Origin of the sequence: Marinobacter salsuginis (assembly GCF_009617755.1) — a bacterium.
Lineage (GTDB): Bacteria > Pseudomonadota > Gammaproteobacteria > Pseudomonadales > Oleiphilaceae > Marinobacter > Marinobacter salsuginis.
The window spans coordinates 372,243-385,423 of record NZ_BGZH01000003.1; the positions used below are offsets into that span (position 1 = coordinate 372,243).

12 protein-coding genes are annotated in these 13,181 nt (G+C 57.0%); 4 read left to right on the plus strand and 8 right to left on the minus strand.

The annotated features are described in order from the left end of the window. Window positions 1-9 precede the first annotated feature (9 nt). Window positions 10-1,023, plus strand: a complete 1,014-nt coding sequence (locus tag GJU83_RS15840) for a class I fructose-bisphosphate aldolase (protein ID WP_153634674.1) — start codon at window positions 10-12, stop codon at window positions 1,021-1,023. A gap of 19 nt (window positions 1,024-1,042) precedes the next feature. Here GJU83_RS15840 and GJU83_RS15845 read toward each other — a convergent pair whose 3' ends face one another. The 8 genes from GJU83_RS15845 to GJU83_RS15880 form a co-directional block, all read right to left on the minus strand. Beyond that, entirely contained in the window at window positions 1,043-2,035 is a 993-nt protein-coding gene (locus tag GJU83_RS15845; RefSeq protein WP_228715196.1) for an MBL fold metallo-hydrolase, read from the minus strand. A 108-nt stretch (window positions 2,036-2,143) separates the two neighbouring features. Further along, window positions 2,144-3,115: a tRNA dihydrouridine synthase gene (locus tag GJU83_RS15850; protein WP_153634675.1), complete on the minus strand. Its 972-nt coding sequence runs from the start codon at window positions 3,113-3,115 to the stop codon at window positions 2,144-2,146. A 137-nt stretch (window positions 3,116-3,252) separates the two neighbouring features. Next, window positions 3,253-5,427, minus strand: coding sequence for a catalase/peroxidase HPI (katG, locus tag GJU83_RS15855; RefSeq protein ID WP_069184634.1), 2,175 nt, complete (start codon window positions 5,425-5,427; stop codon window positions 3,253-3,255). 365 nt (window positions 5,428-5,792) lie between these two features. Continuing rightward, on the minus strand, window positions 5,793-6,011 hold the full coding sequence (locus GJU83_RS15860) for a DUF2835 domain-containing protein (protein ID WP_008172004.1): 219 nt from the start codon (window positions 6,009-6,011) through the stop codon (window positions 5,793-5,795). A gap of 6 nt (window positions 6,012-6,017) precedes the next feature. Next, window positions 6,018-7,910, minus strand: coding sequence for a molecular chaperone HtpG (gene htpG / locus GJU83_RS15865; protein WP_153634676.1), 1,893 nt, complete (start codon window positions 7,908-7,910; stop codon window positions 6,018-6,020). 223 nt (window positions 7,911-8,133) lie between these two features. After that, the gene (locus GJU83_RS15870) at window positions 8,134-8,568 is read right to left on the minus strand and encodes a PaaI family thioesterase (protein WP_069184632.1); all 435 of its coding nucleotides are present in this window, start codon (window positions 8,566-8,568) and stop codon (window positions 8,134-8,136) included. Next, window positions 8,565-9,035, minus strand: coding sequence for a PaaI family thioesterase (locus tag GJU83_RS15875; RefSeq protein ID WP_153634677.1), 471 nt, complete (start codon window positions 9,033-9,035; stop codon window positions 8,565-8,567). Before GJU83_RS15875 ends, GJU83_RS15870 begins: the two co-directional genes overlap by 4 nt. A gap of 18 nt (window positions 9,036-9,053) precedes the next feature. Then, complete coding sequence (locus tag GJU83_RS15880; protein WP_069184630.1) at window positions 9,054-9,794, minus strand: DUF599 domain-containing protein; 741 nt, start codon at window positions 9,792-9,794, stop codon at window positions 9,054-9,056. A gap of 199 nt (window positions 9,795-9,993) precedes the next feature. Here GJU83_RS15880 and GJU83_RS15885 point away from each other — a divergent pair, with 199 nt between their 5' ends. The 3 genes from GJU83_RS15885 to GJU83_RS15895 all read left to right on the plus strand — a co-directional run bounded on the left by GJU83_RS15885 (window position 9,994) and on the right by GJU83_RS15895 (window position 13,177). Further along, the gene (locus GJU83_RS15885; protein ID WP_069184629.1) at window positions 9,994-11,271 is read left to right on the plus strand and encodes a M48 family metalloprotease; all 1,278 of its coding nucleotides are present in this window, start codon (window positions 9,994-9,996) and stop codon (window positions 11,269-11,271) included. A 173-nt stretch (window positions 11,272-11,444) separates the two neighbouring features. Next, entirely contained in the window at window positions 11,445-11,990 is a 546-nt protein-coding gene (locus GJU83_RS15890; RefSeq protein ID WP_136629691.1) for a hypothetical protein, read from the plus strand. Beyond that, window positions 11,990-13,177, plus strand: coding sequence for an iron-containing alcohol dehydrogenase (locus tag GJU83_RS15895; protein WP_153634678.1), 1,188 nt, complete (start codon window positions 11,990-11,992; stop codon window positions 13,175-13,177). Before GJU83_RS15890 ends, GJU83_RS15895 begins: the two co-directional genes overlap by 1 nt. Window positions 13,178-13,181 lie beyond the last annotated feature (4 nt).

Consider the following 13,181-nt stretch of genomic DNA (forward strand, 5'->3'; position numbering starts at 1 on the left):
GAGCTCACTATGACCACTCAGGAAGAACTCAGCACGACCATCCGGGATCTGGTTCAGCCAGGCAAGGGAATCCTCGCGGCGGATGAAAGCCACCCCACCATTGCCAAGCGCTTCAAAGCCGTTGGCGTGGAGTCGAGCGAGGATATGCGGCGGGAATATCGGAGCCTCATTTTTTCGGCTTCCGGGCTCGGGGAATTCATCAGTGGGGTCATCCTGTTTGAAGAGACACTCGGCCAGCAGAGCCTCGATAATGTGCCCATGCCGAAGCTTCTGGCCAGCAAGGCCATAGTGCCAGGTATCAAGGTCGACAAGGGTAAAGGCCCTCTCGTGAATGCCCCCGGTGATGAAATCACCTTTGGTCTGGATGGCCTGGACGACCGCCTGGAAATCTACAAGAACCAGGGGGCACGGTTTGCCAAGTGGCGGGATGTGTTCCACATCTCAGACACCCTGCCCTCGCGGCAGGCGATCGAGGCGAATGCCGAGGTTCTCGCCCGTTACGCGGCTATCTGCCAGTCCCTGGGTATTGTGCCTATCGTCGAGCCGGAAGTGCTGATTGATGGCAATCACAGCATTGATCGCTGCGCGGAAGTGAGCGAAGCGGTCATTCGCGAGGTTTTCCGAGCCCTTTACCGGCATAAAGTTCAGCTGGAACAGATGATCCTGAAGCCCAGCATGGTGACTCCGGGCAAGGAGAATCCAAAGGCCTCGCCTGAAGAAGTGGCGACAGCAACACTTGCTGTCTTTCGAAGAGCGGTACCGGCTGCGGTTCCGGGCATCTTCTTCCTGTCGGGCGGGCAAACTCCTGAAGAGGCCACTATCAACCTGAATGCCATGAACAGCATGGGTCCTCAGCCCTGGGAGCTCAGCTTTTCCTATGGACGTGCGCTTCAGGAGCCGGCCCAGAAAGCCTGGGCCGGTAATCTGGAGAATGGCCCCGAAGCCCAGGCGGCGATACTCAAGCGCGCTCGCCTGAACGGCGCGGCGCGCTCAGGCAACTACCAGCCGGAGATGGAGAACTGATCGGCTGCCGCGTTGATCATCAATTACAGCCGGAAATACAGCTTGCCATGCTGTTGAACGCCATGGTGCGGCCACTGAGCGGAACATGGACCGGCACGTTCACGGAATCCCGGAACAACGCCGTGCGCGTGCCGTCCTGAACCTTGCCGCCGGAGGTGGCCGGCTCGTTGGCATGGGAGGCAATGACGGCCTTCGGTTGCACCAGATCGTTGATCACATAGGCGGCCTGCTTGGGTCCGGTGGTGAACGTATTTCCTATGTTCATCACCGCAAGCCCCGCACCATAGTGATCTCTCACAACCAGCTGCTGCTCAGCGGTAATACCGGTATCACCTGACAGGTAAACGACCAGGCCATTCGAAAACTTCAACACGTAGCCCGTTGGTGGTCCAACACTGGCACCCACACCGGCAGCTGCCAGGTATTCCGCCAATGGACCGGTCAGGAAGGAAGGCGAAACGCCGTTGCTGTGAACCGCAGGCACCGTGGTGATTGCCACTCCGCCAACCTCACGTTCGCCCCCAAAACGCACCAGCATGGAGTTGGCGGGATCACCGCCAGCGTCCTTGAGCTTGGCGGCAAAAAAGGCAGGCATTTCACTGCCTGTCACGATCTTTGCGTTGTGTTTCACTGCAATATCGACGGTGTTGGATTGTGGCAGCGTTGAAACACCGGTGTCCGGGGACCCGCAGGTGCCCTGGTTTGTCTTGCTGATTCGTTGGTCACCCACGTGGTCCCCATGCATATGGGAAACCAGCACAATGTCGATCTTGCCCAGACGAGGATCGTCTGGCCCGGCGACGGTTCGCCCGGCATCGTAGAGAATCCGGGTGCCGTTCGGATCTTCAAACACCAGCGCCCGGTCACGGCCACAGAATTCACCATCGTGGCTACCCAAGGGGGTTACCTTCACCACATGGTCATCAGCTGCGGCGGGCAAGGCCGCAACCAAAAGCATACAGGCAATCACTCCGGCACTCGCCAGAGCATAACGGAATAGTCCTGGAAACATGTTGCTCGTCCTCCCAGTCGCTTTTTTGTTCGTACCAGTATAGATACGAGCGAAAACACCGTTGATACCAGTGTCACCGGCGGAAATTCCAACTTGGGAAGATTTGGGTCAGGCTGCGCGCGTGCCTGTCAGGATAACCGGCTGCTCGAGGCATGCCATCATGGGCGCCACCTGACGAATTTTTCGGGCCTCTGGCCAGAGAGCTTCTGCCTCGGCAAAACCCTGTCGGAGAAAATTGAGCCACTGCTTGATGCGACCGGTCACATAGCGGTCCTCAAGCCAGCCCTGGAGAACGGTCGCGTACTCGCGAACCAGCGCCACGGCCTCCGTCCAGGTCATATCAGCCACGGTTTCACCCTGCTGGCTGGCCTTGATCCGGCGGGCGAGGTCTGGCCGCGCGATCAGGCCACGGCCAATCATCACGTCATCGCAGCCGGACACCTCACGGCATCGCCAGTAATCTGCGACCGTCCAGATCTCGCCGTTGGCAATGATGTGGGTTTTTACCGCCTCCCTTGCCCGGGCGATTTCCTCCCAGTAGGCCGGCGGTTTGTAGCCATCCACTTTGCTGCGGGCATGGATAACAATCTCTTCGGCACCCGCGGATTCCAGTGCCTGCGCACAAGCCACGCCCATGGAACGGTCGTCGTAGCCCAGCCGCATCTTGGCGGTAACAGGTACATGGCCTGGCACAGCCTGACGAACAGCAGCCACAATTTCGTGCATGAGCTCCGGCTCCCGCATCAACACGCAGCCGCCCTTGTGTTTATTCACGGTTTTGGCGGGGCAGCCAAAGTTGATGTCCACCTGGGTAGCACCAAGTTCCGCAGCCCGCACGCCATGGCGTGCCATCTGATGAGGGTCTGAACCCAATAGCTGAACGGCAACGGGGGTACCTACTTGAGTGAGTGACCGGTTGTGTAGCTCGGGGGCGTATTTGTAGAACACTCTCGGAGGCAGCATGCCATGGGTCACGCGAACGAATTCGGTTACGCACCGATCTATCCCGCCAACCTTTGTCAGGGTTTCGCGGATAGGTGCGTCGACCAGCCCTTCCATCGGGGCAAGGATGATTCGCATGAAGGCTCCAGAGGTTTGATCAAAAGGGGTAAAGGTTGTGGCTGATCAAAAATCAGACGGAGCGGATTGTAGGGAATTTGGCGGGAAGTTGGTAGCCGGGCATCCCGTAATGGAATGCCCGGCTGGTTACGGCTGGTTTACTTCTTGACGTCGAAGCGATCGGCGTTCATGACCTTGGTCCAGGCGGCGACGAAGTCGTTCACAAACTTCTCTTCGTTGTCGTCCTGGGCGTACACCTCTGCGTAGGCACGCAGGATGGAGTTGGAACCGAACACGAGATCAACACGGGTCGCGGTGAACTTGGTGTCGCCAGTTTTGCGATCCACGATGTTATACGAGTTCTTGCCAGTAGGCTCCCAACGGTTTGCCATGTCGGTCAGATTCACGAAGAAGTCGTTGGTCAGTTGGCCAACGCGGTCTGTGAATACGCCGTGCTTGGTGCCACCATAGTTGGTCCCGAGCACCCGCATGCCGCCAAGAAGAACGGTCATTTCAGGCGCGGTCAGACCCATCAGTTGGGCACGGTCCAGAAGCATTTCTTCAGGCTTGACCACGTAATCCTTCTTCTGCCAGTTGCGGAAGCCGTCAGCCAACGGCTCCATCGGTTCGAAGGATTCTGCGTCCGTCATCTCGTCGGTCGCATCGCCACGACCCTTGAGGAAGGGAACGTGCACGTCATGGCCGGCAGCTTTGGCTGCCATCTCGATGCCCAGGTTACCACCCAACACGATCACGTCAGCGATGCTGGCGCCGGTGTCGGCCGAAATCTGCTCATACACCTTGAGCACCTTGTCCAGACGATCGGGCTCATTGCCCTGCCAGTCCTTCTGGGGAGCCAGGCGAATCCGGGCACCGTTGGCACCACCGCGCATATCAGATCCGCGGAACGTGCGGGCGCTGTCCCAAGCGGTGCAGACCAGCTCGTTCAGGCTCAGACCCGCTGCGGCGATTTTTTCCTTCACCACCTCTTCGATGTAGTTGGTCTCGCCCTGGGGCACCGGATCCTGCCAGATCAGGTCTTCATCCGGCACACCCGGACCAATGTAACGGGACTTCGGCCCCATATCGCGGTGCGTCAGCTTGAACCAGGCACGGGCAAAGCAATCCTTGAAGTAATCCGGATCGGCCATGAACTTCTCGCAGATCGCACGGTACTTCGGGTCCACCTTCATGGCCATATCCGCATCAGTCATCATCGGCTTGCGACGGACAGATGGGTCGGTCGGGTCGACCGGCATGTGCTCTTCTTTGATGTCGATCGGCTCCCACTGGTTCGCACCAGCCGGGCTCTTGGTCAGCTGCCACTCGTAGCCGAACAACAGATCGAAATAGCCCATGTCGAACTTGGTCGGGTTCGTCGTCCAGGCGCCTTCGATACCGGAGGTGACGGCATTGGTCGCCTTGCCGCCGAGATTCGGGTTCATCCAGCCGAAGCCCTGGGTTTCGACGTCTGCACCTTCCGGCTCTGGTCCAAGGGCATCGGCATCACCATTACCGTGAGCTTTACCAACCGTGTGGCCGCCCGCGGTCAACGCTGCAGTCTCTTCATCATTCATCGCCATGCGGGCAAAGGTCGTTCTTACCTGCTCGGCGGTCTTCTGGGGATCCGGTTGACCATTGACGCCCTCCGGGTTCACATAGATCAGACCCATCTGCACGGCGGCCAGAGGGTTTTCCATGGTGTCAGGCTTGTTCACGTCCTCATAACGGCTGTCCGATGGTGCCAGCCACTCTTTTTCCGCACCCCAGTAGATGTCTTTCTCCGGGTGCCAGATGTCCTCCCGGCCATAGGAGAAACCAAACGTCTTCAGGCCAAACGATTCATAGGCAACGTTACCGGCCAGGATAAACAGGTCGGCCCAGCTCACCTTGTTGCCGTACTTTTTCTTCAGCGGCCACAGCAGACGGCGGGCCTTGTCGAGGTTGCCGTTGTCGGGCCAGGAGTTCAGAGGAGCAAATCGCTGGTTACCGGTACCCGCACCACCGCGGCCATCGGCCAGTCGATAGGTACCGGCCGCGTGCCACGCCAGACGAATCATCAGACCACCGTAATGACCCCAATCAGCCGGCCACCATTCCTGGCTGTTGGTCATCAACTCGTGCATGTCTTTTTCAAGAGCTTCGTGGTCAAGTTTCCTGACCTCTTCCCGGTAGTCGAAATCTTCACCGAGGGGATTGGTTTTGCGGTCGTGCTGATGAAGGATGTCCAGATTGAGGTTCTCAGGCCACCAGCCGGCTACGTCGGCCTTCTCCTGGGTATTCGAGCCATGCATTACGGGGCACTTTCCACCCGCACTGTTGTTGTCGGTCATTTCTCTCTCCTCATTGGGGTTGGCAAAACGACACTGCTTTGATTCAGGCACTTCTAACTATAGGACACAACAAACAATCTGCTCTGAGTATTTCTTATGTCCCGGATAGCGTGTGCCTATAGGGTTTCCCGCACGCCATGCGGGTTCATTCCATTACTGGGCACAAGCGTAATCACTGGAATAACTCGCCAGGATGTCTAGAAAGTCCGGCCAGGCGATTGAACGACTGATTGACACTGCATTGGACATGGATCTGCTCCTGCCTAACGAGAACACCACCACCTTAGCGCGAGGTTGATCACCTAATACAATTAATTAAAAATAAATTTGTGAAAGCTTTTATTTATGAATGAAGTGCTGGCTGACTAGAGCCGCTCAATGGAAGAGAACTTGCCAGCATCGTCAAAAACGATGCGGAAGCTGCCGCGAATTCCATCGCGGAGGTAGAAACGGGAGAGAATACGGGCCGGGAAGCGGACGGAGCGTCCGTCCCGGGCCGTGGTGTGAACATCGGTGGCAACGCCCTGATAGAGCTTGATCCACTCATCAGGGCTGATGCTGATATCCACTATAATCTGCTGCATCAGCTATCAGTTGGCCAATTCAAGCAACAGACGGTTCAGGCGGGTAACGTAGGCACCCGGATCCGGGAGCTGCTCACCGCTGGCCAGGGTGGCCTGATCCAGCAGGACTGCAGAGAGCTCGTTGAACCGCTCTTCGCCCTTCTCGCTCTCAAGGCGCTGCACCAGTGGATGGTCCACGTTAATCTCGAAGATCGGTTTACTTTCCGGCACTTTCTGGCCGGCGGCTTCCATGATCTTCTTCATCTGCGCACCCATGTCAAAATCACCCACAACCAGGCAGGCCGGTGAGTCGGTCAGACGGTTAGTTACACGCACTTCCTGAACCCGGTCGCTCAGAGCATTTTTGATGCGCTCGAGCAGATCCTTGTGCTCTTCGGCCGCCTCTTCCTTGTGCTTCTTGTCTTCCTCGGTCTCGACTTCGCCCAAGTCCAGATCGCCACGAGCGACGTCCTGGAACTGTTTGCCGTCGTACTCGCTGAGGTAGCCCATCATCCACTCGTCGATGCGATCGGTAAGGATCAGAACCTCAATGCCCTTCTTGCGGAATACTTCCAGGTGCGGACTGCTCTTGGCCGCGGTGAAGTTGTCGGCGGTAATGTAATAGAGCTTCTTCTGCCCCTCTTTCATACGGCTGATGTAGTCATCGAGAGAGACATTCTGTGTGCTCTCGCCCGTGTGGGTAGAGGCAAAGCGCAGCAGACCGGCAATCTTCTCGCGGTTGCTGAAATCTTCCGCCGGGCCTTCCTTCAATACAGTGCCGAACTCACCCCAGAACTTCTGGTACTGCTCCGGATCCTTCTTGGCCAGCTTGGACAGCATGTCCAGAACCCGCTTGGTCAGCGCGGTACGAATGCTTTCCACGGTGCTGTCGTTCTGCAGGATCTCGCGCGAAACGTTCAGGGACAGGTCGTTCGAGTCGATCACACCCTTGGCAAAACGCAGGTAAAGCGGCAGGAACTGCTCGGCGTCATCCATGATGAACACGCGCTGCACATACAGCTTCAGGCCGCGGGGCGCTTCCCGGTTGTAAAGATCAAAAGGCGCTCGGGCCGGGATATACAGCAGGCTGGTGTAGTCCAGCTTGCCTTCCACCTTATTGTGGGACCAGGTCAGCGGGTCTTCAAAATCGTGGGCGATGTGTTTGTAGAACTCCTTGTACTCCTCGTCCTTGATTTCGGTACGTGGAAGGGTCCAGAGCGCGGTCGCATCGTTGACGGTCTCGTACTCGTCTTTCTTCTCGCCTTCTTCGGACTCGGCCTTCATGACCACCGGAAAAGAAATATGGTCGGAGTACTTCTTCACCAGGCTGCGCAGTTTCCAGCCGTTGGCAAATTCCTTGGCGTCCGATTTCAGGTGCAGCACGATCTGGGTACCACGGTTTTCCCGATTGACTTGCTCAATGGAAAACTCACCGTCGCCCTTGGACTCCCAATGCACGCCCTCTTCTACCGGAGCACCGGCGCGGCGGGTAAACACATCCACCTTGTCGGCCACGATAAACGCCGAATAAAAACCGACACCAAACTGGCCGATCAGCTTGCTGTCCTTCTTCTCATCACCAGACAACTGCTGCAGGAATTCGGCGGTGCCGGAACGGGCAATGGTGCCCAGGTTCTGGATGACGTCGTCACGGGTCATGCCGATACCGTTATCGGTCAGAGTGACAGTATTCGCCTCTTCATCGAAATCCAGGCGAATCTTCAGCTCAGGATCCCCCTCGTAAAGGCCGTCATCTTTCAGGGCTGCGAAACGCAGTTTGTCCTCGGCATCTGAAGCGTTGGAAATCAGCTCACGCAGGAAGATTTCCTTGTTGGAGTACAACGAGTGAATCATCAGGTGAAGCAGCTGCTTCACTTCAGTCTGAAAACCCAGAGTCTCTTTTTGCGTCTCAACCGTCATGGCGTTTATGTCTCCTGCTTTTTACATTCGGAGTAGCGGCGCGGTTGGGCAGGCCTTTCCAAAACACGCTGTAAATACATCCATGTACGCTCTGCTCCGCCATCCATGGCTCCGCAAGGTTTTGGAAAGGCCTGCCCAACCACACCACCGGGCTATCGAGTTTGTGTTGAACAGAAAATGGGGTCGAGGCGGGTCATTTCAAGCCCCTGAAAACACCTGAAACTCAGTCCTCTAACAGAAAATGAGCCCGTGCTGTTGCTATAGGTTGCGAGCGGGATTTTTGCCAGGCGCTGACCATCACATTGGCTACGCGGTTGCCCTGGCGGGTCAGGCGGCATTCGGCGTAGGTTTCGCGGTTGAGACCGGCACGGAGGTAATCCAGGGAAAAATCGACGATGCGGGGCATACGCAGGCTTTCCTGGGACATGATCAGGTAGATGTTGGCGGACATCTCCATGAAACCACCGATCACACCGCCATGAATGGCCGGCAGGATCGGGTTTCCGAGGTTGGAGTCCTTGCAAGGCAGACGGAAAATCAGGTCGTCACCGAAGCGCTCACACTGCAGACCAATCCAGGTGGCGTAGGGAATGCTGTTCAGCATGCGGCTGAAGTCTCCGGTTTCCTGGGTGTAACGGAGGATTTCAGGATCGGTCATTCTTCACCTCCGGTAATCAGGTCCCGGTAGTGTTTCGGGCTGGCATCCTTGCCAATACGCATGAAGGTGGCCACGCAGTTGGCAATGGTTTCACCGCCCTCCTGGTAAGCCTCGCACCGGGTAAAAATGATGTTACGGGTTACCCGGTAGGTTTCGGCCCTTGCGTAGACCGGCTTCCTGGGATGTGCCGGGCGCATGTAGTCGACACGCAGGTCGAGCGTTGGGCAAAGCTCAAAATCGTCCAGTGCGCAAAGGATCACACAGCCTGAGGTGGTATCCATGAGGGTAGTAATGGCGCCGCCATGAATCACACCGGTGTCCGGGTTACCAATGATCAGGTCGCTGTATGGAAGGCACAGTGTCAGGCTGCCCTTTTTGGCTTCGGTAACGGTAAGCCCCAGCTCTTTGGCCTGGTTGAGTGTGTCGATAAAACGGGTAACCCGTTTCCGTCGGATGTCATCGTTCATTCAGGTTCAACCTGTGGATCAGCTTTTGGGTTTTGCGCTGCTTTCCGCCTTGCCGGGCAGCGGCTCTTCGAACACCTTACCTGCTCTCAACGCCTCCAGTGCCGTAGAACAGAATTCCCGGCGGTAGAGTACGATGACCACCAGGGTGGACGCCGCCATGAAAACGATCGGATGGATAAACCAGCCTACCACGGCAAGCGCGTAATAGTAGGATCGAAGACCCAGATTGAACGCGTCGCCTGCGAGGTTGCAGATGTTGCCGGCACTGCGGGCGAAGGCTTCCCGTCCTGCCGGGCTGGTTTTGGTATCGTCCGGTGGCGGGGCACTGCCTACCATCACCGAGACAAAATTGTACATCCGCATGGACCAGGTGAATTTGAAGAAGGCATAGATAAACACCACTAGCAGCACCACCATGCGCAGCTCCCAGATTTCCCGGGTCGGCAAGGTGCCGAATGGCATGGTGCTGAACACTTCCATCACTTCCTGGGTGTATCCAAGGGCAGTGATAATACCCGCGAGAATCAGCAGGCAACTGGAGGCGAAAAAGGCGCCGTTTCGCTCCAGGTTACCAACCACCGACGCATCGGCAATCCGGTTTTCCCGGCGCAACATGACGCGCATCCAGTCTTCCCGATAAAGGTCGAGCGTGTTGGAGAGACAGGGCCGGTCGGCGGCGCGGCGTTTGGAGTACTCGGTATAACCCAGCCAACAAACCAGGAACCAGAGCAAAGCGATTAATTCGAGAAGATTACCCATTGGCTGCCCTAGATTTGAAAATGGCGAAACAGAGCGGGAACAGGGGCTTATGATACGCCATGGACCTGTTCGCCACCACCGCTCGAGGCGGTGCGGTAATCCACCCACAACCAATCATGTGCTATAAACTGGCCATTCAGGAATCGGGTAGAGATTTACGACGAAGCCCGACATAGATTCATCGAAAAGGGAGCTCATCTTGAACCTGTCTGCTATCAAAACCAGCCTCGCTATCGTTACTCTGGCGGTATTGCTGAGTGGTTGCTCGGTTAATCCGGTTACCGGCGAAAAGCAGCTTTCGCTGATCGGCGAGAGCCAGGAACTCGCCATGGGCGCGGAGCAATACGAGCCCACACAGCAAACCCAGGGCGGCCGGTTTTACATCGACCCCGAGCTGAATCTGTACGTGAGCGAGGTCGGCCAGAAGCTGGCGCAGGTCAGCGATCGTCCCGATCTGCCCTACGAATTCGTGGTTCTTAACAGCAGCGTGCCCAACGCCTGGGCCTTGCCCGGAGGCAAGATCGCCATCAATCGCGGCCTGCTGACAGAACTCGAGGACGAGGCTCAGCTTGCCTCGGTTCTTGGCCACGAGATTGTTCACGCTGCGGCCAGACACAGTGTTCAGCGGATGCAACAGGGCATGCTGATCAGTGCCGGCGTTGCTGGCCTCGGCTTTGCGCTTTCGGATAACGAATGGGCCGGGCTGATCATGGGTGGTGCCGCATTGGGGGCCCAACTCGCACTGGCGCAATACAGCCAGGGAGATGAACTGGAATCTGATCATTACGGCATTCTTTACATGAAACAGGCAGGCTACGACCCGCAGGCGGCTGTCGAGCTTCAGGAGCTCTTTCTGAAACTCTCTGAGGGCCGTCAGTCCAGCTTCATTGATGGTCTGTTTGCGACCCATCCACCCTCGGCAAAGAGGGTGCAGGAAAACCGCGAACTGGTTCAGAAGATCGGTGCCGGCGGCTATCGGGGAGCGGATGTCTACGAACGCAAGATGGCCAAGCTCCGTTCGCTGCAACCCGCGTACGAGGCCCACGACAAGGCCATGGAGCTTGCTTCCAAGGGTGAAATGAAACCTGCCCTGGACAAAGTAAACGAAGCGATTCGCCTGCTTCCGCGGGAGGCCATGTTCTACGCGCTGCGCGGTCGAATCTATCAGGAGCAGAAGGAAGCTGAGAAAGCCGCTGCCGACTTCGAGAAGGCCGTGGAGCTGTATCCCGAAATGTTTAAATACCGCCTTTACAACGGCCTGAATGCCCTGAGACTCAATAATCTGGACAAGGCCAGGGAAAACCTCATCAAAGCCAATGAAACCGTTCCCACATCCATCGCCTTCCTGCGACTCGGCGATGTCGCGGTAAAACAGAATAATCGAAATGAAGCCATTGCCTATTACAGCAAGGCCGCCGAAGCCGGTGGTGACGTGGCTGAAGAGGCCAAACGTAAACTGGCGGCACTCACGCAATAATTGCCGCCGGAATCGTTGACTTTAGAAGGCCGGAGTCCCGAGGGGTTCCGGCCTTTTTATTGCCCGGGATCAAGATTGCCGGTCTGACGCACATCTTCTGTCAACGCCTCCATTGACTTTTAGAGCAATAACTCTAAAAATCAGATCACATCAACAATGATTGGATGACGGACATGTTAGCGAAACGTATCCAGCCCATGGTCTTCCAGGCGCGCCGCTTGTATGTGGAACTGATGTTTCAGGTAATGGGGCGGGCACTGCAGGCGGTGAGTGAAGTGGACGAAAAGGTTCAAAATGAAGCCAGGGCCCTGCCTGATGGCTTTCTGTTTGAAATGATGGTGATGCCGGACGGCTCAAAGCTGATCGTGGAGCACACCGGCCAGGGGCGATTCCGCTACCACGGTGACCAGGCACCCCGCCCCGTCGACCTGTCAATTCAGTTCAAGCACATTGCCCATGCGTTTCTGGTGCTGTCTTTCCAGGAAAAAACCTCCGTGGCATTCGCCAATGACCGCATGCTGGTCGATGGCGACATCAGCTATGCGGTGCGCATGACCCGGGTGCTGAACCGGCTTGAGTCATTCATTCTGCCAAAACTGATCGCCGAGCGGGCCGTTAAGGAGTATCCGGCCGATCTGCACCTGCCGGAAAAACTGATCAGTGCTGCGCGCATTTACCTGAAAGTTGCAACCAATTTTGTCGAGACAGCGAGAGCGTGATGACCACTAAATATTATGAGTTCTTCTGCCCGGTGAAAGTCATTGCCGGCAAGGCCGCACTTGAACACATTCCCTATGAGCTCACAGGCATGGCTGCGAGACGGCCGATGATCGTAACCGACAAGGGCGTACGGGCTGCGGGTCTGCTGGAACCCGTTATCGCCGCTTGTGAGGAAAGCGGGCTGGAAATCACGTCTATCTATGATGATGTTCCGCCAGACTCCTCCACCACCGTGGTGCGTGATATCGCCGGCATTTACCGTCAGGAAAAGTGCGACTCCATTATCGCCGTCGGCGGCGGTTCGGCGATTGATACCGGCAAGGCCGTCAATATTCTGGTTTCCGAGGGTGGTGACGATATCGCGAAGTACAGCGGTGCCGGCGTGCTCAAGCATCCCCTGAAGCCCTTTTTCGTCGTGCCCACAACGGCCGGTACCGGTTCGGAAGTCACCTCCGTTGCCGTGATCACCGATGAAACCAAGGGCGTTAAGCTGCCCTTCACGTCATCGTTCCTGCTGCCTAACGCGGCGATCATTGATCCGCGCATGACACTTACCCTGCCGCCGCACATTACAGCGGCAACGGCGATGGACGCCATGACCCATGCCACGGAAGCCTTTACCTGCATGGCCAAGAACCCATTGAGCGACGCCTACGCCACCGCGGCGATCAAAAAGATCAGCCACTCCCTGCTCAATGTAATGGACAACCCGAAAAACAGCGACGGCCGGTTGGAGCTGGCCCAGGCGTCGACCATGGCCGGCATTGCCTTTTCAAATTCCATGGTGGGCCTGGTGCACGCGCTGGGACACGCAACCGGCGCTATCTGTCACCTGCCCCACGGTCTGTGCATGAGTCTTTACCTGCCCTATGTGCTGGAGTACAACCTGGAAACCATCCGGGATCCTCTGGGCGACTTGTTGCTGTATCTGGAAGGCCCAGAAGTGTTCGCAGCAACGCCTGCAAGCCGCCGGGCAGAGGCCAGTATTTCCGCCATTCGCAAACTTCGGGATGCCCTTTACAAGCGGTGCCAATTGCCACGTACACTGAAGGAAACCGGCAAGGTAACCGAGGATCAGCTGGATCACATCGCCGAAATGGCGCTGGATGATGGCTCCATCATGTTCAACCCGAAGGAAGTGACACTGGAGGACGCCCGCGCGGTTCTGCGACGCGCCTGGGCATAACCGG